This window comes from Coprococcus ammoniilyticus (genome assembly GCF_025567345.1).
Taxonomy (GTDB): Bacteria; Bacillota; Clostridia; order Lachnospirales; family Lachnospiraceae; genus Coprococcus; species Coprococcus ammoniilyticus.
Genome location: NZ_JAOQJS010000007.1, coordinates 226434 through 250942 on the forward strand (window position 1 = coordinate 226434; position 24509 = coordinate 250942).

Consider the following 24509-nt stretch of genomic DNA (forward strand, 5'->3'; position numbering starts at 1 on the left):
TGTTACACCGTCCTTGCTATCATTCTGAACTGTCGGGCTGCCTCTTTCTGCTGTTTTGCATAGTCCGTGGTATTCGCATAAATATACTGATTGACAACTACGCCGCCTGCTGCACTGCCGCCGCCTCTCGGCTTTGGCTTTTTGTCGTCGTTATCATGCTTAAATTCATTGCCTACATTTACCTTTGCGTCTACGTCAAACTCCTGCGGTACGCTGTCCTCAATCATTTTCTTAACGCCGCCGATTTCATTAGAAAAGCCAACGCCGATACCCTGCGCCAGATATACGCCGATTTCGTCACGCATCAGCTTAGACGGGCTGGCAATTCCAAATAAATCCTTAAGGAAGTCGGTAACATTGCCTACCCAGCCGCTTATTTTGTCCTTTATCCACTGCGTAGCTCCGTTTATGCCGTTCCAGATGCCCTCTACCATGTTTTTACCGAACCCAGCAAACGTACTGCCAATATTCTTAAATACGTCTGTTATTCCAGTAATTACATTTTTCATGCCCTCTACGGCTTTGTTCTTTACTTCTGTACCCCATGTAGCCACTTTGGTAATTGCACTAGAAATGCTGTTATAAATCTTTTGCGGTATTTCCTTAACAATCGTAACAATGCCCGTTACCATGGCATTCATTACCTCTTTGGCTTTCGTAAGCATATTGTTACCCCACGTAGCCACTTTGGTAACTGCCCCTACTATGCTGTTCCAGATTTTCTGCGGCAGTTCCTTAACAATCGTAATAACGCCTGTTACCATGGCATTCATTACCTCTTTGGCTTTCGTAAGCATATTATTACCCCACGTAGCCACTCTGGTTACTGCCCCTACTATACTGTTCCAGATTTTAGCAGGCGTTTCTTTCACAATCGTTACAATGTTCGTAAGCATTGTGTTCATTACTTCTTTGGCTTTGGTCTGCATATTTGCGCCCCACGTAGCCACTCTGGTTACTGCGCTTACTATACTGTTCCAGATTTTCTGCGGCAGCTCCTTAACAATATCTATAACTTTCGTTACAAAATTTGTTATAACTGTGCCGCCTTTTTCCTGCATATTTGCGCCCCACTCTGCTATTTTCTCAACGCCCGCAGCGATTGCCTGCGGTATCAGAGTAGGTAGCTCTTTTATTTTATTTATGATTGTCGTTACCAGCTTGCCTGCCGCCGTCAAAATCTTAGGCAGCCCCGTAATCAGTCCTGTTACAATGGCTGCTATAATCTGCGGTATGGCTGCGATTAAAAGCGGTATTGCATCTATGATGCCGTCAATCAATGCAACTATAATATCGCCCGCACTTTCAATAATAAGCGGTATGCCCTCAACCAGTGCATTTATGATAGCCGTTATGATTTCCGGCAGCGCCTCAATCAGTACAGGCAGCGCTGCTACCAGCCCCTGTGCCAGCCCCGTAAGCAGCTGTAATGCTGCTGTAATCAGCAACGGTATATTTTCTATCAGCATGGTTACAATGTTCGTAACCACCGTTACGATTGTTGGCAGCAATGTAGGTAACGCTTGTGCGATACCTTGCGCCAATTCCGTAATAATCTGTACGCCTGCCTCTAAAAGCTGCGGTAATATAGTAAGCAGCGTATCTATGATTGTCGGTATAATCTGCCCGATTATGCTTATCATTTCCGGCAGCATTCCAACCAGCGTATTAAGCAAGTCCTGTACGCCGCTCATTAAAGGCGGTAATAACTCCTGTATAACCTGTGGTATATACGTTGCAAGCTGCTCTACGATTTCTCCCAGTCCGCTTACCAGCCTCGGCACTGTTTCTATTACCCTCGGTGCTATATTCCCTACCACTGTTACAATACTGTCTACCAGATTGCTTGTAAGCTGTGAGAAATTCGCCTCGCTGTCTGCCATTCCAGCTACCCAGTTGTCCCACGCTGAACTCATAGAACTAACCGAACCCTCTATTGTTGTACTTGCCTCTTTTGCCGTTGTCCCTGTTATGCCCATTTCCGTCTGTACGACGTGAATAGCGTCTACAACGTCTGAATATGATGAAATATCATACTTAATGCCGGATAGCTTGCTTGCATCATCAAGCAGTCGCTGCATTTCCTCTTTTGTACCGCCATATCCCAGTTTTAAGTTATCCAGCATGGTATAATTCTGCTTTGCAAAACCGTTATAGGCGTTCTGTATAAGCGATATATCAGTACCCATTTTATTTGCATTGTCTGACATATCCGTAATTGCCACGTTTGCCTTTTCTGCTGCCGCTGCCGTGTCATTATTCATACTGGCAAGCAGCGACGCTGAAAAGCTGGTAACTGTTTCCATGTACTCATTTGCAGACATTCCGGCTGTTTTATATGCGTCGTTTGCATAACCAACAACCGTATCAGACGACGTTTTGAAAAGAGTTTCTACACCGCCTACAAGCTGTTCCTGTGCTGCGTATCCCTCTATCGCTTTTGTGGTAAGCGCTCCTATGGCTGTTGCCGCTCCCGCAACTGCTGCCGCCGTCGCCGCTGCTGCTGCTTTAAGCGCTGTACCCATTCCGCTTAGCACGCTTGTAAATCCAGAAAATTTTCCCTTTGCGTCGTCTGCCTGTTCCCCGCTGTCTTTTATTTCCTTTCCCATTTCGTCAGCGGCTTTTTCTGCTTTTTCCATTTCGTCAGTCGTTTTGCCTAATTCCTGCTCTGTCTTTACAAGCGCTGCTTTCTGGTAATTTAACTGAGTTTCAAGTTTTTTACTTTCTTCGCTATTGTCTCCTGTTGCCTTGCGACATTTTTCTAAAGCCGCCTCGGTTTCTTTTACCTTTTTTGCCTGCTCGTCGTATGTTTTCTGTAGTACCGCCTGCTTTGCTTTCAGCGCATCTACGCTGCTTGCATTGTCCTTATATTCAGCCGTTACAAGTTTCATTTCAGAATTAAGCACTTTAAGGGTGCTGTTAATTTCCTTGCAGGCTGCTTTATACTCTGCCTCTCCGTCAAAACTTAACCTTGTTTTGACGTTCTGCGTCTTATCTGCCATAATTAAAAGCCCCCTAACGCTATGTCTATATCGTCCATGTTTTCTGTAGCTGCTGGTGTTCCCGCCTGTTCCTGTCGGAAAATGTGCGGGTTATATTCCTTGTGATATTTAAACAGTGTCGTTATCTGGTATGGTGTTTTTCTCCATGCCTCACGTTCCCTGTATCTCAAAAGCACTACTGCAATATACAAAAGCCGTGCAGTATCTAATTTTCCTGCACGGCTGCCCTGTTTCCCTCTTCTGTTGTTTCTTCTCCGTCGTTTTCGTTCTCTGTGTCGCTGTTGTCTCCCGCAGTTCCTCTGTAGAACGATTTAAAAATAGCGTTCTGTACTTCCTGCAAATTTCCTGCGTGTATCAGTCTGCCTACCCTCTTCTCTTCAAGCAGCTGGGCGTTTTCGTCCTCTGCTAAAAGTGCCTCGTTAATAAGCAGCGTAAGTAACCACCTTGTATCTTTAAAAAGGTTTGGGTTATCTTTATTGAATACCTCACTTAATTTGTCGTAGCCCCCAAACTTTTCCTGCACTTCGTCTAATGCGTTCAGTGAAAAAAGTAAACCATATTCTTTGCCGTTCAGCTCTACGGGAAAAGCCCCGCTCTTTAATGCTCCCATGATATAAAATTAAGGCGCAGCCCATGCTACGCCTCTCTCCTTTCCTGTTTTATACACTTTCCATTGCTGCTGCCTTTTCCGGCACTGCTGTAAACCACGTTTTAGCCGCTGCGCTTTCCTCTGTTCCCACAAAGTCTGCTTTCCACAAGTTATCTTTCTTTCTTGTTGTAAAAGATGCCTCAATGTCCGGCGTGTTAAACTTGATACTCTCGCCCTTTGTTTCGTACTTTTCAGACGGTACTTTAAATTTTGCTTTAAGCAGCCATACGTAACGGTATTTACCACCCGTTTTCTTAGCTCTGAACCCTACAGCAACATACGGCGGCTCGTCCTCTTTTCCCGCCCATACTACGCTGTTCTTATCTACTGCCTGCCCCAGCAGCTCTGCCAGCACTTCCGGCGTAAGGTCTTTAATTCCCAGCTTAAGCGTTCCGCTTGCAAACTCCGTGACGCTCTCGCTTAATGTGTCGTCTGCATACAAGCTGCCGTCTGCTGTCTTTACGGATAAATCGGCGCTCATTGCCTCTGCCATTTTCTTAGGTGTCCCGTAGCTCTCTGCTCCGTCTGCCTCTGTGCATACGGCGTAATATAAATCTTTCAGTCCCAGTGTCATTGTTTAATCACTCCTCTTTCAAAATCTCGACTGTGATAGGCACTAACCAGTACCCCGTTTCTGTTTCGTAGCTTTCTGCGTCTATGCTGTTGATATAAACGCCTGCTGCTTTCAATACCTCTTTTGTCTTATCAAGCTGCGCCTCAAAATCGCCCTTATGGAAAAGCGTAACTCTATACATTTCCCTGCGCTCTTTCTCTTCGTCGTCTGCATTTACCGCAGGCGTACCCAGCAGCCGCAGAAACGTATAATATGCGTCTGGCTTATCCCGCCCAGTGTAAACGCCTCTCTGGGCTGGCAACCCTGCGCTTTCTAAAATCTCCTGTATACTCATTCGCCTGTTTCACTCTCCCATATACTGCGCTGTGCCTCTACTACCTTTTCGTGCGCCTTTTCGTTTGCCACTGTCATATAAGGGCGTGCAGCGTGGCTACTTGTGCCGTACTCTGCCACAAAGCCGATTGTTGCATAGCGCACCTTGCTTTTATCTCCTTTTCTGTCGTTTCCATGCTTTGCCCGTCCCTGTGGGTATATCTCTACGTATTTCTCCGTATCGTCGCCCTTTACGTCCGTAGCTTTTATGGAATTGATAAAACCGCCCGTTTCATTCAGTCCCATTGCCTGTGCCTCTGCTCTCTGTGCCTCTATCAGCACATCAGCACCAGCTTTAAGCATTTTTGGGACTGCCTCAACTGTAGCCGCCTCTCTCCGGCTGAAAGCGTCTATAATATCTTCCAGCCCGACTGTGTTAAACTCTCCCATGCTTACACCTCGTTTCTGTGGCGTAAATCTGTAAGCGTAAGCTCTATGGTGTCTATTCCTGTATCGTAGGTCTTAAGTACAAAATAGCGCCGCCCGTTTACTTCTACTACGTCCTCGCCGCCATAATCTGCCTTGTGTACCTCGTACTTTGCCTCTACCAGTTTTCCTGTCTGCTGGCTCTTAAAATATTCACTGTACCCTACTGATTTTTTGTTACAGAATACAGTGCGGGTGCTTTCTTCCGGCTTTACTGCAAAGCCGTTTTTATTTACCCTGTTTTCTGCTGTTGTTTCTGCAATAAGTGTTAATTCGTCCAGCCACTCCACCGCTTTACACCCCACTTTCTGTGCTGTTGGTGTCCGTTTCGGACACTTGCGGCGCTGTGTTGTATTCTGCTGATAAAGATAAGCGCATTTTAAGTGCGTCGTATGACTTTCTAAATTGTTCCGCAGCATTGTTAAAACCAAACTCTGCCTTGCAATACAGTGTAATTGCTCTGATAATCAACCCGTCTGTCTCTTTTATCACTTTTACGCCGTCGTTTTCCATATCAGCTTTGCAGGCGGCTATACAGTCGTTTATTTCCTCTGTGATTTTCTCACTGGTGCTGCTGATACGCAGCGCCGCCCGCATTTTCTCGGTTAATGTTGTGGTATCTGCTGCCATAGCCTGCACCCTCTTTCTTACTCTTCTATTACTGCTGCTACGCCTGCCTCTTCCAGAACTGCTGCACGTTCTCTGCTTACTGCGTATTCGTCCCCAGTATCCTTAATCTGGTTTAATTCCTTGTCAAGGAAACGGCGCTGTGCTTTTACTTTTACAAGTTCTGTGGCTGCCTCTTCCTCTTCGGCTTTCGCTGCTGCCTCTGCTGCCGCCTCTTCCGCTGCTCTTTTATCCTCTTCTGTAAGCTCGCTTTCGTCCGGTATGTCTACCTCAACCGCTGCGCAGCGTGTAGCAATTTCTTTCTTTGTTCCCTCTGCATCTACACCCAGCTGCTTTGCCAGTTCCTGCAAATCTTCTTTCTTGTAGCTTTCCAGTTCTTTAGCGTCTAAATACCCTTTCATGGTCTACCTCGCTTTCTGGCAGCCAGTGTTTATACACCAGCTGCCTTGTTAATTACACTGCCTCGATTTTCTTTACAACTACAAGGCTGTTTTTGTCTACTACCTTGCCGTCTACAAGCATAATGCCCTTTGTAATCTGGTCGTCTGTGTCGTTGTCCTCATACTTCTTTACGCCCATAGAGTAGTTTGTATTAAGCACGTAGTCCTTGAAATTGAAAAGGAATGCAAAAATTGTATCTTTCGCAAGTGCTGCGCTGTAGCTTGCTACGTAATCGCAAAGTACAACTGTTCTGCCTAAAAGCGTTCTCTCCGGCTTTCCAGATGTTCCATAGTTCACTTTTGCGATAGGCTGCCCGTTCTTATCTGTCATGCCTACATACTCCATAAAGGTCTTTTTACTCATGCACCACACAGCGCCATTTTCATAAGCCATAGGTAAAGCACCCTCTGCCTTAATCAAATCACTGTAAGACGGTGCGGCGCTCTCGATTGTCTGCCCGTCGGCTGGTGTCTCTGCTAAAATTCCTTTCGGTTTTCCTGTTCCGTTTCCGTCAATGATTGCCTGCTCTAACGCTTTTGTCATTGCCTCAACAATATTGTTAATAAGCAGTGTTTCAAAAGCGCTGATTGCCATTGTATCTACTTCCAGAGATACGGCTACTGCACAGCGCAGCTTATGGTATGCAAAAGTAATCATTCCGTCTTTTGCAATATTCTTTTTCTGCTTGTCGCTGCCTGCTCCCTCATTTACCCATGTTGCAGTAGGCTTTACAGTAGATACGGGGATAGAAACGCCGCCCTTGTATGCAGTTCTGGTTACAAGGGCTAAAATCATACCTGTGCTTTCCAGCTTTTCTACAATCTGGTTAAGCACTGTGGTAGGGATAACTGCGCCTACGTCTGTGCTTTTGCTTACCGCATCTGCTCTGTACTCTTTCGGCAGCGCCTCGCCTCTGCATACATATTTCATAAATGCTTTGCGGTATTCCATGCTGCCGTATTTGTCGTCGTTATCGCCCTCGCCAGCTGCTCCCTTGAAATTTCTAAGCACTCTCTGCTGTCCGCTGCCGTCTCCCTCTCCGTCGCCTACGCTTTCGCCTGCTGCAATTCTCGCAAGCAGTGCGCTACGCTTTTCTGCTGCTGCCTTAATTGCCGCTCTCTCTTCCTGTAAAGCTGTTACCTCATTCTCCAGCGCTGTAATTTCTTCCTCTTTCAGCTCCGCTGCTCTTGTGGTAAGCTCGTTTTTAATTGCTGCTAATCTTTCCTCAATTTCTTTTAATCTCATTGTTATGTTTCCTTTCTGGTCTTGGATTTTATAAGCTCGCTCTAATCTTTAGTATTGCTGCCCGCCTCTTAAGCAGCTCCTGCCTCTCCTGCTCGTAACTCCTACTCGCAAAAGCACGGGCGCTTATTTCAGTATCGCCGTTTGCTGGAATGCTCACGGCTGATACATCATAAACTTTCTTGATTTTCAAAATCGTCCTTGTGTGTGTTTCTCTGTCGTAGCTTTCCTCTGCTACGCTAAAAGCCCACGACATTTTATTTATCATGCCTGCCTCTATGTCTTGGTATAGCCCACGGGCTAAATCTGTCTTGCCTAAATCAGCCGCCACCTTAAGCCCTTTATAGTCCGGCTGTAAAATCAGCGTCTTGTTTGACTGTCTGGCAAATACCCTGCCCTCATGGTCGTACTGCATGATAACGTCGCTCATGTCTGCACCGTCTAAAGCGTGTGCGTCTATTCTTTCGTAAATCTTTGTGCCGTCCTCAAATTCATACAGCAAATACGGCGCATCAAACGTAGTGGCGTAACCCTCTACGTAATACTCCGTCTGTATCAATTTCGTTGCACTCTGCGCTGTCAATGGCGCTGCCAGCGCCCTATATTCCCGCTCTTTCTTAATCGGCATTATTTACACCCTCTTTCTCTCCCAGCCCGCCTGCTGGTTCTCCTGCTGCCGCTGGCGGTGTCTGCTGCGGCTCTGCCTGCTGCCCTGTTGCTATGGGCGCTTGCTGTATAATTATCTGTGGCTTTCCATTACTGTTTTGCAGTTCGCTTACCTCGGTATACTCTTTGCGGATATAATACTTTTCCCCGTCCTCAACGTGTGCCATGTTCCATATATCCATAACACCGTTTCTGTTCAATAGCGCACGGTCAAAAAGCTGTGTGCTTACGCTTAACTTTGTGGCGTTGCTGGCATATTGCAGGCGGTTTGCTGAAAAGAAAATAGCATTACCGCAAGCTCTTTCTCTCTCGGTAAAACTCATATTTGTCATAACAAGCGATAGCTGTATTGCAAACGGTTCTATTTTCCCCTCGTAGTAAGCATTCCACGTATTTTCATCAAATTTATTTTGTAAAATATCCATGTTTGTACCAAAATGCGTGCATACATTTTCCTGTATATTCTGCATCTGCAATGCGTTTGGCGTGTATGGTTTGCTCTCTACCTGTTTCAGCTCACTAAACTTGTTATCATAAATTATCATGCCGCTATCGTTGTCGGCGGTTAAGTTATCCTCGGTAAAACGCTGTCGCTCTTTCTTTATGTCCTCTGGTTTCAGCATATTTGCCACCTTTGCCAGAAAGCGGATATTTGCAGAATTTTTGACAGCGTTTATAATTCCCTCGTTTTGCGTATGTATCAGCTGCATTGTTGGCTTAAGTGTTCTGTTGTCCTCTCCGAAAAGGTCGTCTGTGTATTCAAAATCTGTCATAATGCCTACACGTTCAAACTCTATAGCTCCATGCTCGCCATTTGCAAACAGATACCGTAAATACACCTGCCCTGCTGCCTCTACGACTTCGCAGCGTTGCGCCCTCAATGGATACCAGCCACAAAGCCGCCCGTACTCGTCCTCGATAGGTATAATAAAAGCGGTGTGTTCCACCGCTACATACGTTGCCAGACGCTTAATAAACTTTGTTGTGTCCATAAAATAGTTGGGCTTATGCTGTAGTGTCTTTTCCAGTGACTTAAGGGCGCTGCCCTCAATCTCCGGCTTAAGTTTACTGCAATGTGTCGCAAAGCTGTTTACTGCCGTTCTGGTTAAATCCATTTCATATACGCCGCCGTTATAACTGGTAAACGTCGGGCTGTATCCGTTCAGCATTTTAAAATAGCTGTCGATATATCGCAGCTCTTTACCATGAAAAAGATAATCTAAAAATTTCATGCCGTTTACTCTCCTTTCTATGCGGCATTTTTAAGCAGCTCGCCGCACTCTTCCCAGTATTTCTGCCGCACGGTCATTGCATCTATGACAGATACAAAGCCGTCGATATGCGCCCGCTGCTCGATTTTTATAGGTCTGAATTTTCTTGTTTCCATGTTGTGCTTAAGCGCAACATTTAAGAAATGTGTCTTTAGTAAATTGTTGTCGGCTATCTTAAAATCGCCGTCTTTTATGATGCCCTCAAACTCCCTTATAACTGGTGTAAGGTTTTCGCCTTGGTAAACGTCGTCCATGTGAAAACCATAATTTGCCATATCGGTAATAAGGTACTGGGCGCTGTATCTGTCGTAGCCGATTTTTAAAGGTCGTATTCCGTAATCTTCCAGTAACATAGTAAACCAGCCGTAAACGTCGTTGTAGTCTACGTAATTCTCGCCGCTTAAGGTTATCAGCCCCTTTTTAACAAATATGTCATACGGCACGCCGTCCGTAGCCTGTAAGTATTCCAGCCTGCCCCGTGGCATAAAGAACTGCGTAAACGCATACAGTGTACCGTCTTTCTGAATAACCACACTGGCTGCCGTTAAGTCCGTTGTCTGGCTTAAGTCAATACCGCCCACTGCGTAGCAGTCCCTAAAGTCCTCTAAGGTCTTTTCTACTCCGGCGTTCTCTACTGTCTGATATTCCAGCCATGCAATAGAGCTGTTCTGCTTGATATTGCAATACTTTGTAAGGAACTCTGCTTTTTTACTTAAGCTGCCCTCTGCTACGGCTATCTCGTCCATAAAGAAACTTTCTTTTACGGATACGCCCATGTTAGGGTTAGCCTTTTTCAGTTCGTCTATGTCGTTCCACTTCTCCACATCATCAATCATGTAAAGGAATGGTAATAGCCTGCGCTCTTTGCTGTTTCCTTTCAAGAAACTTGTGCTACGTTTCATTAGTTCATCATAAATACTGTCGTTGATATATCCGGCAGTGCTTATGCTCAATATCATAGGTTGAGTACGTGCGCCTAAAGCGGATTTCATAACCTCATACTGCTTTAGTCCAGCGTCCCCGCTCCATGCTGCCATTTCATCACATACCACAAGCTGCGGGTTAAATCCGTCTGACTTCTTGGCATTAAAAGCAATCGGTTTTATTACCGTGTTGCTCTCCGCAATATAAATATCGCTGCGCCGTTTCTTTGCCAGCTCTGCTAACTCGTCCTCTGCCTGTACCATTTGATAAAATCCGTCATACACCAGCGCTGCTTGGTCTAATTTTGGAGCTAAGCAGTATATTTCTTGTCCGTACTCCGGCTCTAAGTACGCCATGTATGCAATAATCGCAGATGCAAATAAACTTTTTCCATTTTTTCTGCCAATTACAATAAAAATTTCACGGAAAATACGTATTTTTTCTGCGTCCTGTATGCCAAAAATAACAGAAACTATGGCTTTCTGCCATAGCTCCAACTTGATTAAATCATTACGCCCCTTGCTGTGGTGGCAAAAGTTCTCTATGAACCGTATAGCCTTATTCGCAGCCTTTGCATTAAAAAAATACTCCTGCTTTTGCAGCCCGTTTATAATGATTTCGTATATTTTCTTTATCCATTTTCCCGCTATGATTTCGCCGCTTGTAATCTTTGCGTGGTACTCATAGATATAATTTCGATAAGGCGGCAATATTGCTTACTCTTCCCGCAAAGCCGCCAGCCTGCTTGTCTTTCGTTTCGCAGCTGGTACTAATTCCGTAAGCTGCTTAATCACTGCTGCATAGTTCTTACTAAGCGCTATGTAGGTTTCTGCCTCTGGGCTTTTCTTTGTTCCCCACTGGTTCTGCCCGTTCTGGTACTCACTCGTCCAGCCGTCTTTTTCAAGTTTCGCCTGCAAGTCGTCCAGCTCAATGCTCATAAATGCAGCCTTTTCTATCAGCGGCGTTACTAATTTTCTTTTGTTTTCGTCTAAGTCCTTGAAAATTCCCTTAAGTCTGGTCTTTTCGGTCTTTATCCTCTGTTCTTTGGTTTTCTCTTTCTTTGTTGCCATTCCTTTACCCCGCTTTCCATTCCTGCGCCGCACCACACCCCCTACACCACCCGTGCGCACGCCCGTAGGGTAATTTTAGGGTATCCCCCTCGGTATTCGCCCCCTTTAATTATTTTTCTGATATGGGGGGGAGTATGCCGCCGTTCTCGTCGAACCGATACCGCTTATGCCTCTCCTGTTTGTGGTGTTCCTTGTTGTGGCAGTCTTGGCACAACGCCTCTAAGTTATCCCAGCACAACGTAACGCTTATGTCGTTTATGTTCTCTCTATTAAGCCAGCGCTTATGATGCACTATCTTTGCGGGCTGCCCGCAGCGTTCACAAATATAATCTTGTGACATTAAATAAGCGGCTCTGGTTTTTTCCCATGCCGCTGATAAATAAAAGCTCTTAGCCCATGCTTTCATACTGTCCCCTCTCTTTCTTCATTCCCCAGCGCCCTAAGTTTCATGCGCTGGGTGGAGGCTAAAGAATGAATAGAAAAGGAGTAGGCAACTGCTGCCGCACATGGCTTAAGCTATCGCCTACTCATTTCATGCTACCATTGTATCTCTTTTGTTTTCCCATGTAAACACCACGTTTTTACCATTACTTTACCACGCCAGCTGTGCGCTCTTCATCAATCCCCCACAATAATACTGACAGCTCATTTATGATACCTGTTACCCAGCGCCTCGGTGTATTCTTTCCTGTGTCCAGCTGCTCTGCAATTTCCGCATAGTCCATGCCCTGCATGAAATACATTTCAAAAGCCTTGTACTCTACGCCTCTGCCTGCTGCCTCTCTACGGCGCTCTATCTCTTCTACCGCCTTGTCTATATGCGCTGTCATTATCAATGTCTTAAAACGTGTGCGTCTGATACTCTCTAAGTATGTACGCTGCTGCTCGTCCGTCATACCCTTAAGCTCCAACTGCTGCCCGTCGCTTATTGCGTTCTCAATATGGAAAACCGCATCACGGTAGCATTTCATAAGCGTAAAAGTGTTGTGGTATTTCTCTTTCTTTCGCTCCTGCTTTTCCTGTCGTTTCAGTTCCGTTATTGCAGCCTTTGCCTGTTTCTGCATCAGCTCTGTTAATTCGCTTTCGTGCAGCTGTACCCAGCTTTCAGCCTCTGGCGGCATTTCTACCCCTGTTGCCGCTGTTGTCTTTGTTTCTTCCTGCTCCATGTTCTGTACCTCGCTTTCTGTTAATTAAACGGCAGCTCTTCGTCTGCTCCCTCTGGGATATTCATAAACCCGTCACTCTCCGGCAGCTGCTGCCCTCTCGCCTCTGCCTCTGCTTTGCTCTCTCCGAAGCCTACGCTATTTGCCACAACCTCTGTGTAATATACCTTACTGCCCGTGCGCTGGCTCTCGTAGCTGCCTGTTTTAATCTTACCAGTAACCTCTGCCCTGCTGCCTTTGCTTAACCATTTCTGCGCCCATTCCGCAGTACGTCCGAAACACTTAATATTTATAAAATCTGTGTCTTTCCCGTCGTCTACCGCAAGCGTAAAGCGGGTAATAGCTGTGCTATTGTCCTGCCCGCCATATCTAAGCTCTGGCTCTCTTGTAAGCCGCCCTGTAAGTGATACGTTATTCATTCTCTCTGCCCCTCTCTTCCAGTTTGTCCAGTTTTGAAAATATAGCCAGCAATTCCAGTGCTATAATTCCCAGTAAAATATTAGTCATTTTCTACCGCCTCGCTTTCTTCTCTCAATCCTGCTGCCATATTGCTAAACGCCGCTGCTACGTTCTCGCATAATGTCGCCAGTGCTGGCTTTATACTCTGCGCCCAGCGGTTAATAGCTGCCGTCAATGTTTCTGCTGCTGTTGGCAAGGTTTCATTTATCTGTCTTGCCATTTTTCTTGCAAGCCTGCGCTGTTTTCGCTTGTCCAGCTCTAACGGCGGGTTTACTCCATGCTTTTTCTTATAGTTCTTTTTCCACTGTCTGTATTTCACTGCTTACGCCCCTTTCTCCATATCGTATACGGCAATATCCATACTGGCGCTGTTATTATCAACACCGCTTTTGCTGTGCATATCGTCACAAATACTGCTACGTCTACTGCTGCCTGTCCAATTTCTTCCACTGCATCTACTATGCCGTCCATATACTCAAACATTTACTACCCCGTTTTCCTGCTTAATCTCAATATTTCTGCCGCCTCGCTGCTTTATGATTGCCTCTACGTGCAAGTATGCAGGCAGCATAACCACGCTGCCTGTTCGTAACTGATATTCTACGCTTTTCCGCATCTTCTCGTATTGCTCTGCCTTGCAAAACGCCGTACAACCCAGAATAATTGTAAATACCTGTGCTTTCTTCTTTTTCCGCTGCCGTCTATTCATGTTCTGCCCCGCTTTCCGTGTCCGTTTCGGACACCTTACCTGTATAGTCTGTTACTCTGATACCCAGAATACAGTAGCCCTCTGTAAGCCCTGTATAATCTTCCAGCATATAAATAATATCTGCATCAATCGTGCGCCCTGTGTGCTTACCGTCCTTAAATTCCAGCATTTTAAGGCTGTCGCCCTGTTTGTATCCTCTGTCATTCTTCCGCAGCTCAAAGCTCTTTTTCCCGCTTATTACGTCCTTGTAATCAGATGCCACTATCTTTAATTCATGCTGCTTATGCTCTATATTCCCCTCGCTTGGCAGATGCTCCATTTTTTCTGTGTCTGCCCGCTCCTGCAATTTTTTCTTTGTCTGTCGGTCTATAGCGTCCTGCTCTTCGCTGTATCGCTGTTCGTCTGTCTTTTCAGCCTCTGCCTTATTTATGTACTGGTCGCATTTCTGGCACGTTCCCGTTTTTACGTTGCAGTCCTTGTATTTCTGGCAGGAATAGCACAAAGATGTTATGCTTTCTGGGTGCGGTGTTTCGTAATCGTCCCCCGCCTTTTTCTCTGCTACCTTTTCCGCTATTTCCTTTGCCCTCACATTTTCGCCCGCTGCTGCTTTTTCCGCTATTTCTTTCTGCTCGTCCTCGTCCAGCTTGGCTGCCTCGTATGCAGCAGTGATACCTAAATTGCCCTCTTTCAGCTGCTCTTTAATCTCCGGCGTGGCGTTGTTGTTGATTGCGTCCATTCTGGCTACGTTTGTGCTGCTCTCATTTATCATAGCCGCCACTAAATCACGCATTTTGCCCTGTATCTCTAAGCCGTCCTCTTCCTTGGCTCTGATAAGCGCCGCTTTGGTACGCTCTACTAATCTGGTTTTTTCATATGCTGTAAGTTCCTGCGTATATCCGTTGCCAGCCAATAAGCGCAGCTCATACATTGCCTCGCTCATGTCCATAAAGCGGTAAAGCACTTTCTCATACTCTTTATGTCCCCGCTCTAAGTTCAAAATATTTGCCGCATTACGTCTGTGTCCGTCGATTATACGGTATTCCCCGTTTACTCTCGCCAATACTGTAGGCTGTTCCTGTCCTACGTGTAAAAAGCTGTCTGCCAGCTCTTCTATGTTCTCTAATTTCTGGTGTGTATTCTCCTGCGCTGCCTTTACCTCATAAGGGCTTAAATAAATCTCTTTGTATCCGTCCGTCTGTGCCTGCTGCCCTGCTGCTTTCGTCTTTGCGTTCAGAATGTCGTTAATACCAAACTTTGCCATATTCTCTACCTCGCTTTCTCAATCCTTTGTTTTTTCTTACACTGTCCCATTACTCCGTTGCACATTTCGCACGTTCTCCAATGCTCGCAAGCGTCGCTTTTCGGGCATTTCTTCCCTGCAAATTTGCTGCCCCAGTTCCAGCACTCCGTACCGCCAGTCCTGCGACAATGCCAGTAAACGCATAATCTCTCTTTATGTGCCACGCTTGCTACCTCGCTTTCCCTGTATACGCTGTTACAAATTTCTTGTACCCCTGCGCCGCTCCGCAGCATGGGCTATACTCATAAATCGGCTTACGCATGAAAGTATTTTCTGCTACTTTCTTGGAATACCGAATAATACCCAAAATATTAAAATCTGTCTTTTGTTCCAGCCACTCTACGCCTGCTGCCTCGCCGTCTGTGTTCTGGTATGACGTAATCAGTACGCCTGCCAGCTTTAATGCTGGGTTAAATGCCTTTGCGTCCTCTATCTGCTCTGTCACAATGTCCAGCCCCTCTAAAGCGTCCTCGTCCACCTTTACGGGTACTATTACCTCGTCCGTGATTGCAAGCGCATTTATGACATTAAGCCCAATATCCGGCGGGTTATCAATGATACAGTAATCATAAAAGCCGCCCATAATGTCTGCAAATCTCTTATAGCGTTCTGTCTGGTTCTCGCTGTCCTCTTTTGTCAAATTCCACGTAGCCCCAAAAAGTGACATATTCGACGTAACAATATCTATGCAGCACTGCTGCCCTACGTAATCTGTATTCTGTATCAGCTCTGTTGCTCCCTGCCAGTCCCCAGCCAGCAACCTTGTAACTGGTGCTACGCTCTCTGCGTCGTATCTGCTATACGCCTTGCTTAAATTCCCTTGCTTATCATTGTCAATCAGCAGCACCCTGTAACCTCTCCTGTAAATCTCATACGCCATGTTTGCCGCTGTAAAGGTCTTGGCTACGCCGCCCTTTAAGTTCAAAATGCTTATTGTTTTCATTCTTTGCCTCTCTTTCCTGCGTCGCCCCTAACGCATGGTTACTGTTTCCTGTTCTTTTGTAAGCTCGTCTGAATGTAATAAATACTGCTCTATCAGCTGCGCTGCTGGCTGCCAGCCGTAGCAGACGGCGGTATAATAGCCCTGCTGCCGCAGATACTCTAACCACTCTTTCTGTTTCTTGGTCGTCGTGTTCTCGCCTGCCTTAAGCTCTATATAAAGCCCATGATACCCAGCCCTTGCAGCTGGTAGCATAATGTCTGGCACGCCAGCCTTTACGCCCTGCCTCTTAAGCACCGCTGCTGTTGCTTTATCACGTTTGCCGCCGTTTGGCACATGATACATATATTGCAGTTCCGGCATAATCTCTGTTCTGTATGCAGCCCAGCTAAATAATGCCTCTTGATGCCCGCTTTCGTCGTCCAGTCTAAAGTTTCTCATTTTCTCGCCTCGCTCTCTGCTTAAATTCTACATACTGGCAAATTCTAAAAAGTAGCCCGTCCTTATGCGGCTTGCTGTTCTCTATCGCCAAAAGCGTTATTGTTTCCTCGCTTTGTAGTCCTGCATTTCCCAGTACGTCCCAGCGGCATATACCGTAGTATCTGCACCGTAGGCAGCAGCGCTTACAGTCCTTGCCTTTCTGGAATAACCAGTATTTAATTTTTTCTATCATGTTTTCTGTCCTTTCTGCTGCCGTTGTTTTTTTCAGCTCTCCTGCTGTTCAAAAATAGCCGCCGCAATTCTAAACGCCAGATATGCTGCCACAATCAGTGCCAGCAGTCCGGCTATTATCAACACTGCTGCAATGGCAATGCCCTTGATTATCTGCATTTCAGCCCCCCCTATCTGTTATTTTTACTAAGGTGTATCTTAAATACCCATAGCCGTAATACTCTGGGCTGTGTACCCCCATGCTTACGCTGTTCTTGTCCACGTAATAGCCCTTTATTGCTTTTGGCTCTTTCTTGAAATACTCACGGTCTGAAATTATGTGGTACTCTGGTTCTGGTCTTACTAAATTCTTGCTGCAATTCCAGCGCTTGCCCTGTAATGCTCCGTCAGTACCCTTTTTGTGCGTTCCTGTGTATTTGATTAAATAGCTTGCCAGTTCTGCATAGTTGCCGCTATCGTCCAGTGGGAATACCTTAACCCTGTTATGCCCCTCGTATGCCTTATACCAGCAGCGTTGTAAAATCTCTGTATCAATTTTATTTACTACAAGGTGGTGATGCCTCGCACCTTTCTTGCCTATCTCCATAACGTGTATGTATTTGAACTCTAACCCTGCTTTTCTGTACTCCTTTCTGCACTCCCTCAAAAATACGTCTATGTCCTGCCGCATCTGCTCCGGCGTTCTGTCCGGCTCTCCTTTCCTGCGGATATAGTCAAGCACTAAATGGTAGTCCCCATAGCCATAGTTTGCATTTATGAGTATCCTTAACTTTCTCTCTGCCTGTCTGGTGTTTACTTTCTCCTGCTCTTCTTTTGTTGGCTTTACTTTATCCCCTCTGCTGATACCTTTCTTTTTGTACCTACTGGTAAAGTACCTCTCTATCTCTATCGTATTTCCCGCTTTTGTTACCCTCTCTACGTATGGCATATATCTACCTCTCTGTCGGTTCGTTAATACTTTTATCAAGTGTTAAAACGGGCTGCCTGCCCGTTAAATTTCTTGACTTTGTGCCATACATAGCTTATAATTTTTATAGTATTTCAAAGCTGTATAGCTTAGCGCCTATGGTGTTTCCCCACCGTAGGCGCTTTTATTTTTTCATGTTTCCTGCCGCTCTCTTATGCGGCTTAAGGCATACTCATAAGCCCGTCTGTACGGCTCTCTGCAATCGTAGCCCGTGCAGCTGTATAATTTGCTGCCCTTGCAAAATTCGCAGCTATGCAGCTTTGCGTAATCGCTCGCCGCCCTCTCCTGTCGCTTTTCCTCATATTCCAGATGCCGTTTAATCTGGTTTGCATCTATAACCGCAATTCCCAGCATATTTGCTGTATGTATTTCTCTGTCCATTCCCTCTGTTATGCCGTATTTCACACCAGCAATAACAAAATCGCAGCCTTTCAGCAGCGCAAGCCCCGCAGCCATGCCCCTTGCCCGCTCTTCCGGCTTTTTATCGTCCATGCACTGCGTCATATATAAATGCGGCGTAATGGGTGCTAAGCCCGCCTCTAACGCCTGCCGTGTCAGCTGCTGCGCATAATCTATGTTTCTGTCCAGCTCTGCGCCGTCTTTCGCCCTGTATGGGCTGCATATATAAACCTTTCTCATGCCTTTTTACCCGCTTTCTGTTGTGCCTCTGCCCGTGCCTGTTCATTTCCTGCCAGATATGCTGCTAAGCACATCAGCTCGTCTGCTCCCTTTTGGTCTATAAAATTACAATCAACGCAGCATTTACAGTACCCCGTAATCTGTAAATATCTGTCGTATACTTCCTGTGGTGTCTGGCACTGCTTTAAGCTGTCCACCATGCCTGCAAGCTGCTGTATTGCCTTTATGCCTGCCTCGCCGCCCTTTCCGTGTATCCCTACTGTAATCTGCCGCATTTTTGTTGCGCCGTCTGCTCCTAAAATTGTTTTACTCTTCATTCTGTGCCTCGCTTTCTTCCTTAAACCCAGCCAAAAGCATAGTCATTGCATCTATCGCTGTATCAAAATGTTTTCCCATCTCTGCTGCGTCAATAAGCCCCTGCTTTGTGTTTCTTCCGTTCCCTTTTATTACTTGCGTTTGCAAAATAGGTTTTAACTGGCTAAGCCCAGCTATGCTGTTCTCTAACTCTTCCTCACTCACGCAGATTTTTACATAGCCCTTGCCGATATGTTCAACACTCATTTTCTGCCTCTTCCTTTCTTCTAATCAGCCGTACCGATACCTCATAAGCTGTGCGCTGTTCTCTTTCTCCTGTGGCTGCATCAAGCACCTTTTCATACTGGCGGCTCTGATACCGTCCCAGCAGCTCTACAGTGTCGCCCTGCTGCCACTGCGCCGCCTCGTCTGCCTGTTCCTGCCAGCAGATGCACGGTAAAAAGCAGCTGCCGCCTGTAAGCTCATTTCTTACCTTTACCGTAATATCAGTAATGCGCTTGCCTCTCGGTGTTTCTCTGTATGTTGGCTTATTCGCTATAACGCCTCTTACTGCTGCCTCGTCCTGCTCTACTGCCTTTTCCGATACCGCCACAAAATCTGCCAGAATATATACCAGCAGTCTACCGCTCTGGAAGTCCTTAAGCGTCTGCACCTTACCTGTCAGTAAAAGCCTGCTGCCCTCTACAAATTCCTGCATAACGTCAAATTCTATGCCGTTGCAAGCCCTGTATGGTACGCCCTCTGCAAATACTACTGTTACCTCGTCCGGCACGCCGCTTGGTCTTACCGTTTCCAACTTTGCCATATAACCGCAAAACGGCAGCCCGCATAGCTGCTTAATTTCCTTAATCTGTGTAAGCGTTCCTACCAGTCCCGCTGCATTTCCCTTGATACCGCCACCTGTAAGCTCGTCCATGATTGCAGTATCTAAATCCCGTAAAAAATCCGGCTTTTTCTTTGTCATACTTCCTGCTCTTTCCTTTCTTATATGTAAATGGTGTAGTAAAGCGACATCTGCAAATCACTAAACTTATACTGTGCTGTCTGGTCTGGCTCTAATGGTTTCATAAGCCCCAGCTCTTTCCAGCGTCTGTGCGTTATCTCCGGCACTGCTCTAAACTTCTTTACCTCATGCCCGCTGTATTTTCGGTATTCCTCGCTTATCTCATGGTCTGCAAACGGTTTGAACGCTGCCAGATACCCTACGTAAACCTCTGCTTTGCCCTCGATAATGCGCAGGCGGTCTGAACTCTCCAGCGTGCCTATAAACTCCTTTACTGTCACTGTCTGCCTCTCCTACTTCTCTGGCATTTCGTACAGCCTCGGTATTACTGCTGCAAACGGCTGTACGTCCATGCCGCCCCTTATTACGGCTGCACCGCCAGCCGTAAACAGATAGCTTACGCACGCTTTCTGTATCTCGTCCAGCACCTCTAAGCAGCGCTCTTTTGTGGCATACTCTCCAATTTCTTCTAAACACCCGTCACTTATGCAAATTACGTGGCGCTTTTTGTCTGCCTCTGCGCCGCCTCTCTTTTTCTTTATGTCCTCGTACTCTCCATACTCTACGCAGGCGTAATTACCGCCCAGTCTATACAGCTTTTCTTTATTCTGGCTGCGTATATATACCTCGCTCATTGCCTTTATCTCCTTGCCTCTATGTTTTCCATTTCAGAAATGCAGTTTGACGGTATCAGCTCATAAGCTGCCGCCTCTATTTCTGTAAGCGCCTCTTTATACTCAATGTATCCCCACGCCTGCTGTGCTATCTCTGGTACGTTCTGCCGTTCCTCAAAATTTTCTATATGCAAAATCTCGTTTCCCTGCGGCTTTGGAAATGTTCCCAGTGATAACGGGCGTAAAGGGCTGTAATATCTGTGGCTCATTCTCCCGCCCCGCTTTCCTCTTTATGTTCTTGGTAGCCCTCTAAGTATCCTATTGCCTCTACGTCAATGTCCTTGCCATCCTTACCGTCGTTGTTTATCCGAATTTTGCCGTAGTAGGCATAAATACAGCAGCCGTCATAGTCGTATACTCTTATGCTGCCCTCTGCGGCTGCCTCTGGTGTTTCAATAACCAGCGGCTCTGCCTGCTGCATCTGCGCTGCTACCTGTTCGTCTGTTACTGGCTCGCTGTTCTTTCCTCTGTACCAGATAGCCAGCATAAACAAAATGATTGCCAGCACGCCTGCCGCTATAATGGCTGCGCACTGCATCAGTTTTTTAACTGTCTGTCGTTTCTGTTTTCTCATAGTTTCAGCCTTTCTTTTTCCTCTTCCCAGTCAAAACTTGTGCAGGCTATGCAACGCTTGCAGCGTTCTATAGGCTCGTCGTCCCCGTCGTATGAAAATCCCAGACAAGCGCCGCCGTCCATTCCGGCTACGCCGCATTTTTTCTGCAAACTGCATTTTTTAATACGCTGCTTTATTCGGCACTCTTTGCATATAATCCTTTTTCCAGCTGTGCAGCCTTGCAGCCTTACAAAATACTTAGCCCATTCTCTGCTTATTCCTATACCCTCGCTTTCCCAGCCTGTTACCCACTCGCCGCATACGTCGCAATGTACCCGCGTTGTTACTGTCCTTGTTATTCCCATGTCTACCCCTTTTTTGCCTCAAAATAGTAGTTGTCTACTATCAGCATTTTTTTACCGAAAAGACACATAAGCCCCAGCGGTACGGTAATAACCGCTATTGTTATGTCGCCCTCTGTCGCCCATACTGCCAGCACGGTAACTGCCAGCATTACAAACCCATAGGCTTTCTGCTTAATGAAATACCAGCGGCGGGCTTTCTTTTCTTGCTCCCGCTGTCGCCTCTGCTCTTTTTTCTTTCGCATATCTTCCATTGCATCTGCGTAGCCTTTCTGGTATGCGTCCTCTACTATCAATGCCTCTGCTGCCATTGTCTGCCTCTCTTCCTTTCGGCGGCGCTCTCTGCCTTTCCATGTGTGCCGCTCTCCTGTTCTGGCGTTTGGTTTTACCGTGCGGGCTGCTTTTCACATTAAAAAGCAACTGAAAACCTGTTGACCGTCCACATACTTTCTGGCTGGTATGACCGCCGCTATTTTTTCACGGTATACAGATTGCAGCTATTAGCCTGCTGCCCTCTGCCGCAGGCTCGCCATGCCTGCTACACAATGTGCCGTGTGGGATTTGAACCCACGACTTGCCGCTTATGAGGCGGCTGCTCTAACCACTGAACTAACGGCACTCATGGTACGGTTTTATCAACCGCACGCCTTTTCTAATAAAATGTTAAATACCCTGTCTTTTAAGGTCTGCATTTCTCCCCTAATTTTGCTTATTTCCTTGTCTTTTTCCTTTAGCTCCCTCTCTAATTCTGCTATCTTCTTTTCGTATTTCTCCTTTTCCTGCATTTCTATTACCTCGTTTGCATTTATTGTTTTTTCCTCTGTTTTTTTCTCTTCCGTATTTACCATTCTTCTGTATGATTGCTGTGGGCGTTCATGGTCTTTTAATTTGACTGGCTCTATATTTTCCTCTATTGCTTTCTTAAGATATTTGAAAATGTGTGCTATTACGTCCACCGTCCAGCCATTTCCAATAGCTTTATATCTTTGTATATTACTTACCCCCTCTGTGTAATTGTCTGGCAGTGTCTGCAAACGCTCACACTCTAAAGGCGTCAGTATGTAATACTCTGTATCTGAATACTTTATATTTGTCGCACCCGAATTGCTTATATTCTGTGCAGTTGTTAAAGCTCTACTTTTTTGGTCTAATGTTTTAACTTGCGACCATGCTTTTTTATGTGCTAATGTTCCCTCTTCCTTTGCCATCATCCGCTTATAGCACTCGTACTCTTTTTTCTCTTCTCTTGGCTGTACTATATCTCTAAGAAAAATTCCCTTATCTTCTGGCTGCTTAATGTCTGGTATGTTTTTCCAGTACAGTCTTTTTCTTTCCTGTGCCGTTAATAGATTGGAATTTATATAAATAGGCTCTACACCCATAATGCCTGTAATTATGTCTTGGTTTTCTTTTGTCATGGTTGCGTTATTTTCCAATAAAAACCATTTTGCCTCTGTTTCGTACAAAGCCCTTACATAATCAAAAAACAGTCTACTTTCTTCTCCCTCTAACCCTTTTCTATTTCCGCAACTGCAAAGGTTCTGGCATGGGCTGCCACCAATTAAAATGTCTATTTTTCCTTTGTACTTTGTAAAATCTTCCTTTGTTACGTCCCCCCCCTCGTACGATTTCTGGATAATTCTTTTTACTGATTTCTATTGCATTATGTTCTATTTCGTAAGCTATGTATTTATCTACCTCTATTCCTGCTCTTTCAAGTGCTACCATTCCACAGCTTATCCCATCAAACAAACTCAAAACTGTTATACCCATGTTTTACTCCTTTCCTTATAATGCCTGCTGCCCCGCTGCTGCTGTGTAGGTTTTCAGTGTGGCGTTGCAGCGTTTGAACTCCCTATAAATTGTGTCCCTATGTGTTCCCAGTACCTCTGCAATATCGCTTACACTGCTGCCCTGCTTACTCATAGCCTCTATGGTCTGCCTGTCCTCGTAATGCAGACGCTTGTACTTTCGTTTCGCCATGTTCTATGCTCCTTTCCGTCCTCATTTGCTTTTATGGTAAAAAAAATAAGCGTGTCAGAGTTTTTACGCTCTGCACGCTCTTCTTTTCTGCTGTTTCCTATAAAAAAGAAAATCGGCAGAGGCTCTATAACCTCTTGTCGATTTTCATTCTAAAACTTATCTTCAGTTAGAATTCATTCGCTATATTTCGACATAAGCAACAGAGAAAAGCACCCTGATATGCATTTCTGCATACCAGAGTGCCTGACCTTTACTTGTTGTTTTTATAGATTCGTTTTATTTACGATCTGCACGATCATTTTTCTTTTTTACAACAATCACTGTTACAACTCCTGCTGCACTGAGCATAAACAGGATTACAAGTGGCATAAGCGGAGCATCATCGCCGGTTTTTGGTGTATCCGGTGGAGTGGAAGGTTTGTCTTCCGTTGTCGTGATCTCCGTAGTGTCTTCTGTCTCAGTTGTATCTTCTGTCTCAGTTGTATCTTCTGTTTCAGTTGTATCTTCTGTTTCAGTTGTGACCTCTGTGGTATCTTCCGTTGTGGTTGTAACCTCTGTGGTATCTTCCGTTGTGGTTGTAATCTCTGTGGTATCTTCCGTCGTAGTTGTAACCTCTGTCGTATTCTCTGTTGTAGTTGTCTTATCATATGTATCGACAAATGCAACATTTACTGTTTCATCTACAACTACTGTTGCTTCTGCTGACTTACCATCCTTTTGAAGGCCTGTTCCTACTACGTATTTGATGCTGCTTGTTTCATATCCATCAATATCATACTGTATTTCTTCAATGGTATAAGTTCCAGCCGGCTTATCCAGTTCTAATGTATATTTCTTTGTCGATACATCATACTGGAAATCGGTCAGTGCATATGTCTCGGAATTACCTGCTTCGTCTGTAATCTTGAACTTAATCACATTTTCAGCTTCTGCCTTATCGACATCACCAACAACGGTCTTTGTTAATACAAGTTTACCCTTTGTGCTGGTTCTTGTATTTGTAATTGTAATCTCACCTGTTGCAGGATCTGTTGTTATGCTGTCGGTATATTCCTTAGGTACATTTACTTCCTTGACCGTATACTGGATTAATCCGTTTGCATCATATTTCGGAAGATTATCCCAAGTCTTTGTCCAACCATTGCTTTCATCAAGCTGTACCGGAATTCCTGATATAGTTGTTTCGGCATAAAGCTGTACCGTTACAAATCCAGGTCTCTTATTGGCCTTGTTGTTATTATCGTTCCATGCTTTCTTAACAGTTACGGATGTAGTCAGATATGTATATGTATTTGTTACGGTTGCATTGACAACTGTATCCTTTGTTACATTTACATCACCCTCACCACTAACTACCAGATCATAGTTCGTAATTGCTGTTCCGGTTTGCTCTTCGCTTACGTTATATGTGCCTACAGGTATGTCATTGATCGTTACGCTTCCGTTTGCAGGTACGCTGATTCCTGTCTTGGTTGCGCTTACGCTTCCATCTGCAAGAACATATTC

The 24509-nt window shown here is 45.5% G+C and carries 38 protein-coding genes, 1 tRNA gene and 1 pseudogene; all 40 read right to left on the bottom strand.

Annotated elements, in window-relative coordinates; translation table 11 throughout:
• Positions 1–2: 2 nt before the first annotated feature.
• Positions 3–3002: a phage tail protein gene (locus tag OCV60_RS12635; protein ID WP_262530281.1), complete on the bottom strand. Its 3000-nt coding sequence runs from the start codon at positions 3000–3002 to the stop codon at positions 3–5.
• Between the two features lie 205 nt (positions 3003–3207).
• Positions 3208–3612: a hypothetical protein gene (locus OCV60_RS12640; protein ID WP_009297822.1), complete on the bottom strand. Its 405-nt coding sequence runs from the start codon at positions 3610–3612 to the stop codon at positions 3208–3210.
• 49 nt (positions 3613–3661) lie between these two features.
• Positions 3662–4225 (bottom strand): major tail protein, encoded by a 564-nt coding sequence (locus tag OCV60_RS12645; protein WP_002591275.1) that lies wholly within the window; start codon positions 4223–4225, stop codon positions 3662–3664.
• A gap of 7 nt (positions 4226–4232) precedes the next feature.
• Complete coding sequence (locus OCV60_RS12650) at positions 4233–4559, bottom strand: hypothetical protein (RefSeq protein ID WP_002591274.1); 327 nt, start codon at positions 4557–4559, stop codon at positions 4233–4235.
• Positions 4556–4987 (bottom strand): hypothetical protein, encoded by a 432-nt coding sequence (locus OCV60_RS12655; RefSeq protein WP_002591273.1) that lies wholly within the window; start codon positions 4985–4987, stop codon positions 4556–4558. The genes OCV60_RS12650 and OCV60_RS12655 overlap by 4 nt, the downstream gene beginning before the upstream one ends.
• A 2-nt stretch (positions 4988–4989) precedes the next feature.
• A complete protein-coding gene (locus OCV60_RS12660; protein WP_262530282.1) occupies positions 4990–5313 on the bottom strand; it encodes a hypothetical protein in 324 nt (107 codons plus the stop codon).
• 4 nt (positions 5314–5317) lie between these two features.
• Positions 5318–5653, bottom strand: a complete 336-nt coding sequence (locus OCV60_RS12665; protein ID WP_262530283.1) for a phage head-tail connector protein — start codon at positions 5651–5653, stop codon at positions 5318–5320.
• Between the two features lie 17 nt (positions 5654–5670).
• Positions 5671–6051: a hypothetical protein gene (locus OCV60_RS12670; protein WP_021904695.1), complete on the bottom strand. Its 381-nt coding sequence runs from the start codon at positions 6049–6051 to the stop codon at positions 5671–5673.
• A 52-nt stretch (positions 6052–6103) separates the two neighbouring features.
• Entirely contained in the window at positions 6104–7336 is a 1233-nt protein-coding gene (locus OCV60_RS12675; RefSeq protein ID WP_009297817.1) for a phage major capsid protein, read from the bottom strand.
• Positions 7337–7364: 28 nt separating this feature from the next.
• On the bottom strand, positions 7365–7961 hold the full coding sequence (locus OCV60_RS12680) for an HK97 family phage prohead protease (protein WP_021904694.1): 597 nt from the start codon (positions 7959–7961) through the stop codon (positions 7365–7367).
• Positions 7951–9231: a phage portal protein gene (locus OCV60_RS12685; RefSeq protein WP_186981358.1), complete on the bottom strand. Its 1281-nt coding sequence runs from the start codon at positions 9229–9231 to the stop codon at positions 7951–7953. Before OCV60_RS12685 ends, OCV60_RS12680 begins: the two co-directional genes overlap by 11 nt.
• A 17-nt stretch (positions 9232–9248) precedes the next feature.
• Positions 9249–10904, bottom strand: a complete 1656-nt coding sequence (locus OCV60_RS12690; RefSeq protein WP_262530284.1) for a terminase large subunit — start codon at positions 10902–10904, stop codon at positions 9249–9251.
• Between the two features lie 6 nt (positions 10905–10910).
• Positions 10911–11264: a hypothetical protein gene (locus tag OCV60_RS12695; RefSeq protein ID WP_174805388.1), complete on the bottom strand. Its 354-nt coding sequence runs from the start codon at positions 11262–11264 to the stop codon at positions 10911–10913.
• Between the two features lie 109 nt (positions 11265–11373).
• Positions 11374–11670 (bottom strand): HNH endonuclease, encoded by a 297-nt coding sequence (locus tag OCV60_RS12700; protein WP_201805268.1) that lies wholly within the window; start codon positions 11668–11670, stop codon positions 11374–11376.
• A 181-nt stretch (positions 11671–11851) separates the two neighbouring features.
• Entirely contained in the window at positions 11852–12430 is a 579-nt protein-coding gene (locus OCV60_RS12705) for a sigma-70 family RNA polymerase sigma factor (protein ID WP_262530285.1), read from the bottom strand.
• A gap of 20 nt (positions 12431–12450) precedes the next feature.
• The gene (locus tag OCV60_RS12710; protein WP_002591261.1) at positions 12451–12846 is read right to left on the bottom strand and encodes a single-stranded DNA-binding protein; all 396 of its coding nucleotides are present in this window, start codon (positions 12844–12846) and stop codon (positions 12451–12453) included.
• Between the two features lie 80 nt (positions 12847–12926).
• Positions 12927–13205: a DNA-binding protein gene (locus OCV60_RS12715; protein WP_262530286.1), complete on the bottom strand. Its 279-nt coding sequence runs from the start codon at positions 13203–13205 to the stop codon at positions 12927–12929.
• The gene (locus OCV60_RS12720; protein WP_172679464.1) at positions 13202–13369 is read right to left on the bottom strand and encodes a hypothetical protein; all 168 of its coding nucleotides are present in this window, start codon (positions 13367–13369) and stop codon (positions 13202–13204) included. Before OCV60_RS12720 ends, OCV60_RS12715 begins: the two co-directional genes overlap by 4 nt.
• Positions 13362–13595, bottom strand: a complete 234-nt coding sequence (locus OCV60_RS12725; protein WP_002591257.1) for a hypothetical protein — start codon at positions 13593–13595, stop codon at positions 13362–13364. The genes OCV60_RS12720 and OCV60_RS12725 overlap by 8 nt, the downstream gene beginning before the upstream one ends.
• Entirely contained in the window at positions 13588–14856 is a 1269-nt protein-coding gene (locus tag OCV60_RS12730; RefSeq protein ID WP_262530287.1) for a ParB/RepB/Spo0J family partition protein, read from the bottom strand. Before OCV60_RS12730 ends, OCV60_RS12725 begins: the two co-directional genes overlap by 8 nt.
• Positions 14857–15064: 208 nt before the next feature.
• The gene (locus OCV60_RS12735) at positions 15065–15838 is read right to left on the bottom strand and encodes a ParA family protein (protein WP_022279757.1); all 774 of its coding nucleotides are present in this window, start codon (positions 15836–15838) and stop codon (positions 15065–15067) included.
• Positions 15839–15865: 27 nt separating this feature from the next.
• Positions 15866–16276: a VRR-NUC domain-containing protein gene (locus OCV60_RS12740; RefSeq protein ID WP_003023388.1), complete on the bottom strand. Its 411-nt coding sequence runs from the start codon at positions 16274–16276 to the stop codon at positions 15866–15868.
• Positions 16277–16540: 264 nt separating this feature from the next.
• Entirely contained in the window at positions 16541–16666 is a 126-nt protein-coding gene (locus tag OCV60_RS12745; protein ID WP_022279755.1) for a hypothetical protein, read from the bottom strand.
• A 1-nt stretch (position 16667) separates the two neighbouring features.
• Complete coding sequence (locus OCV60_RS12750) at positions 16668–17435, bottom strand: rolling circle replication-associated protein (protein WP_022279754.1); 768 nt, start codon at positions 17433–17435, stop codon at positions 16668–16670.
• A 171-nt stretch (positions 17436–17606) separates the two neighbouring features.
• A complete protein-coding gene (locus OCV60_RS12755; RefSeq protein ID WP_117552285.1) occupies positions 17607–18113 on the bottom strand; it encodes a DUF7768 domain-containing protein in 507 nt (168 codons plus the stop codon).
• Positions 18110–18430 (bottom strand): hypothetical protein, encoded by a 321-nt coding sequence (locus tag OCV60_RS12760; RefSeq protein WP_002591249.1) that lies wholly within the window; start codon positions 18428–18430, stop codon positions 18110–18112. Before OCV60_RS12760 ends, OCV60_RS12755 begins: the two co-directional genes overlap by 4 nt.
• Positions 18420–18674, bottom strand: coding sequence for a toxin PIN (locus OCV60_RS12765; RefSeq protein ID WP_262530288.1), 255 nt, complete (start codon positions 18672–18674; stop codon positions 18420–18422). The genes OCV60_RS12760 and OCV60_RS12765 overlap by 11 nt, the downstream gene beginning before the upstream one ends.
• Positions 18664–19392, bottom strand: a complete 729-nt coding sequence (locus OCV60_RS12770; protein WP_262530289.1) for a single-stranded DNA-binding protein — start codon at positions 19390–19392, stop codon at positions 18664–18666. Before OCV60_RS12770 ends, OCV60_RS12765 begins: the two co-directional genes overlap by 11 nt.
• A gap of 20 nt (positions 19393–19412) precedes the next feature.
• Positions 19413–19712: a hypothetical protein gene (locus OCV60_RS12775; protein WP_002591246.1), complete on the bottom strand. Its 300-nt coding sequence runs from the start codon at positions 19710–19712 to the stop codon at positions 19413–19415.
• A 12-nt stretch (positions 19713–19724) separates the two neighbouring features.
• Positions 19725–20066, bottom strand: a complete 342-nt coding sequence (locus tag OCV60_RS12780; protein WP_002591245.1) for a hypothetical protein — start codon at positions 20064–20066, stop codon at positions 19725–19727.
• Between the two features lie 5 nt (positions 20067–20071).
• Complete coding sequence (locus OCV60_RS12785) at positions 20072–20314, bottom strand: defense against restriction DarA-related protein (RefSeq protein ID WP_262530290.1); 243 nt, start codon at positions 20312–20314, stop codon at positions 20072–20074.
• Positions 20311–20679, bottom strand: coding sequence for a hypothetical protein (locus OCV60_RS12790; RefSeq protein ID WP_138343646.1), 369 nt, complete (start codon positions 20677–20679; stop codon positions 20311–20313). The genes OCV60_RS12785 and OCV60_RS12790 overlap by 4 nt, the downstream gene beginning before the upstream one ends.
• Positions 20676–21023: a hypothetical protein gene (locus tag OCV60_RS12795; protein ID WP_262530291.1), complete on the bottom strand. Its 348-nt coding sequence runs from the start codon at positions 21021–21023 to the stop codon at positions 20676–20678. Before OCV60_RS12795 ends, OCV60_RS12790 begins: the two co-directional genes overlap by 4 nt.
• Positions 21024–21025: 2 nt before the next feature.
• Positions 21026–21331 carry a hypothetical protein gene (locus tag OCV60_RS12800; RefSeq protein WP_262530292.1) on the bottom strand — a complete coding sequence of 102 codons (306 nt, stop codon included), beginning with the start codon at positions 21329–21331 and terminating at the stop codon, positions 21026–21028.
• A gap of 235 nt (positions 21332–21566) precedes the next feature.
• Positions 21567–21639, bottom strand: a tRNA-Ile gene (locus OCV60_RS12805).
• Between the two features lie 16 nt (positions 21640–21655).
• Positions 21656–22438: a DNA cytosine methyltransferase gene (locus OCV60_RS12810; protein WP_262530293.1), complete on the bottom strand. Its 783-nt coding sequence runs from the start codon at positions 22436–22438 to the stop codon at positions 21656–21658.
• 42 nt (positions 22439–22480) lie between these two features.
• Positions 22481–22594: pseudogene (locus OCV60_RS13215) on the bottom strand (DNA cytosine methyltransferase); the annotation flags it as partial.
• Entirely contained in the window at positions 22539–22793 is a 255-nt protein-coding gene (locus tag OCV60_RS12815; protein WP_262530294.1) for a hypothetical protein, read from the bottom strand. The pseudogene OCV60_RS13215 and the gene OCV60_RS12815, both read right to left, overlap by 56 nt.
• Positions 22794–22808: 15 nt before the next feature.
• Positions 22809–23003, bottom strand: coding sequence for a helix-turn-helix domain-containing protein (locus tag OCV60_RS12820; RefSeq protein ID WP_118628460.1), 195 nt, complete (start codon positions 23001–23003; stop codon positions 22809–22811).
• A gap of 276 nt (positions 23004–23279) precedes the next feature.
• On the bottom strand, positions 23280–24509 hold a 1230-nt coding region (locus OCV60_RS12825; protein WP_262530295.1), incomplete at its 5' end, for a Cna B-type domain-containing protein.

Excerpts from the sequence above, each read along its gene's own strand:
- OCV60_RS12635 (WP_262530281.1), bottom strand. The coding sequence starts at position 3,002 with ATGGCAGATAAGACGCAGAACGTCAAAACAAGGTTAAGTTTTGACGGA.
- OCV60_RS12640 (WP_009297822.1), bottom strand. The coding sequence starts at position 3,612 with ATGGGAGCATTAAAGAGCGGGGCTTTTCCCGTAGAGCTGAACGGCAAA.
- OCV60_RS12645 (WP_002591275.1), bottom strand. The coding sequence starts at position 4,225 with ATGACACTGGGACTGAAAGATTTATATTACGCCGTATGCACAGAGGCA.
- OCV60_RS12650 (WP_002591274.1), bottom strand. The coding sequence starts at position 4,559 with ATGAGTATACAGGAGATTTTAGAAAGCGCAGGGTTGCCAGCCCAGAGA.
- OCV60_RS12655 (WP_002591273.1), bottom strand. The coding sequence starts at position 4,987 with ATGGGAGAGTTTAACACAGTCGGGCTGGAAGATATTATAGACGCTTTC.
- OCV60_RS12665 (WP_262530283.1), bottom strand. The coding sequence starts at position 5,653 with ATGGCAGCAGATACCACAACATTAACCGAGAAAATGCGGGCGGCGCTG.
- OCV60_RS12670 (WP_021904695.1), bottom strand. The coding sequence starts at position 6,051 with ATGAAAGGGTATTTAGACGCTAAAGAACTGGAAAGCTACAAGAAAGAA.
- OCV60_RS12675 (WP_009297817.1), bottom strand. The coding sequence starts at position 7,336 with ATGAGATTAAAAGAAATTGAGGAAAGATTAGCAGCAATTAAAAACGAG.
- OCV60_RS12680 (WP_021904694.1), bottom strand. The coding sequence starts at position 7,961 with ATGCCGATTAAGAAAGAGCGGGAATATAGGGCGCTGGCAGCGCCATTG.
- OCV60_RS12685 (WP_186981358.1), bottom strand. The coding sequence starts at position 9,231 with ATGAAATTTTTAGATTATCTTTTTCATGGTAAAGAGCTGCGATATATC.
- OCV60_RS12695 (WP_174805388.1), bottom strand. The coding sequence starts at position 11,264 with ATGGCAACAAAGAAAGAGAAAACCAAAGAACAGAGGATAAAGACCGAA.
- OCV60_RS12700 (WP_201805268.1), bottom strand. The coding sequence starts at position 11,670 with ATGAAAGCATGGGCTAAGAGCTTTTATTTATCAGCGGCATGGGAAAAA.
- OCV60_RS12705 (WP_262530285.1), bottom strand. The coding sequence starts at position 12,430 with ATGGAGCAGGAAGAAACAAAGACAACAGCGGCAACAGGGGTAGAAATG.
- OCV60_RS12710 (WP_002591261.1), bottom strand. The coding sequence starts at position 12,846 with ATGAATAACGTATCACTTACAGGGCGGCTTACAAGAGAGCCAGAGCTT.
- OCV60_RS12720 (WP_172679464.1), bottom strand. The coding sequence starts at position 13,369 with ATGTTTGAGTATATGGACGGCATAGTAGATGCAGTGGAAGAAATTGGA.
- OCV60_RS12725 (WP_002591257.1), bottom strand. The coding sequence starts at position 13,595 with ATGAATAGACGGCAGCGGAAAAAGAAGAAAGCACAGGTATTTACAATT.
- OCV60_RS12730 (WP_262530287.1), bottom strand. The coding sequence starts at position 14,856 with ATGGCAAAGTTTGGTATTAACGACATTCTGAACGCAAAGACGAAAGCA.
- OCV60_RS12735 (WP_022279757.1), bottom strand. The coding sequence starts at position 15,838 with ATGAAAACAATAAGCATTTTGAACTTAAAGGGCGGCGTAGCCAAGACC.
- OCV60_RS12740 (WP_003023388.1), bottom strand. The coding sequence starts at position 16,276 with ATGAGAAACTTTAGACTGGACGACGAAAGCGGGCATCAAGAGGCATTA.
- OCV60_RS12745 (WP_022279755.1), bottom strand. The coding sequence starts at position 16,666 with ATGCAGATAATCAAGGGCATTGCCATTGCAGCAGTGTTGATAATAGCC.
- OCV60_RS12750 (WP_022279754.1), bottom strand. The coding sequence starts at position 17,435 with ATGCCATACGTAGAGAGGGTAACAAAAGCGGGAAATACGATAGAGATA.
- OCV60_RS12755 (WP_117552285.1), bottom strand. The coding sequence starts at position 18,113 with ATGAGAAAGGTTTATATATGCAGCCCATACAGGGCGAAAGACGGCGCA.
- OCV60_RS12760 (WP_002591249.1), bottom strand. The coding sequence starts at position 18,430 with ATGAAGAGTAAAACAATTTTAGGAGCAGACGGCGCAACAAAAATGCGG.
- OCV60_RS12765 (WP_262530288.1), bottom strand. The coding sequence starts at position 18,674 with ATGAGTGTTGAACATATCGGCAAGGGCTATGTAAAAATCTGCGTGAGT.
- OCV60_RS12770 (WP_262530289.1), bottom strand. The coding sequence starts at position 19,392 with ATGACAAAGAAAAAGCCGGATTTTTTACGGGATTTAGATACTGCAATC.
- OCV60_RS12780 (WP_002591245.1), bottom strand. The coding sequence starts at position 20,066 with ATGAGCGAGGTATATATACGCAGCCAGAATAAAGAAAAGCTGTATAGA.
- OCV60_RS12785 (WP_262530290.1), bottom strand. The coding sequence starts at position 20,314 with ATGAGCCACAGATATTACAGCCCTTTACGCCCGTTATCACTGGGAACA.
- OCV60_RS12790 (WP_138343646.1), bottom strand. The coding sequence starts at position 20,679 with ATGAGAAAACAGAAACGACAGACAGTTAAAAAACTGATGCAGTGCGCA.
- OCV60_RS12795 (WP_262530291.1), bottom strand. The coding sequence starts at position 21,023 with ATGGGAATAACAAGGACAGTAACAACGCGGGTACATTGCGACGTATGC.
- OCV60_RS12800 (WP_262530292.1), bottom strand. The coding sequence starts at position 21,331 with ATGGCAGCAGAGGCATTGATAGTAGAGGACGCATACCAGAAAGGCTAC.
- OCV60_RS12810 (WP_262530293.1), bottom strand. The coding sequence starts at position 22,438 with ATGACAAAAGAAAACCAAGACATAATTACAGGCATTATGGGTGTAGAG.
- OCV60_RS12815 (WP_262530294.1), bottom strand. The coding sequence starts at position 22,793 with ATGGGTATAACAGTTTTGAGTTTGTTTGATGGGATAAGCTGTGGAATG.
- OCV60_RS12820 (WP_118628460.1), bottom strand. The coding sequence starts at position 23,003 with ATGGCGAAACGAAAGTACAAGCGTCTGCATTACGAGGACAGGCAGACC.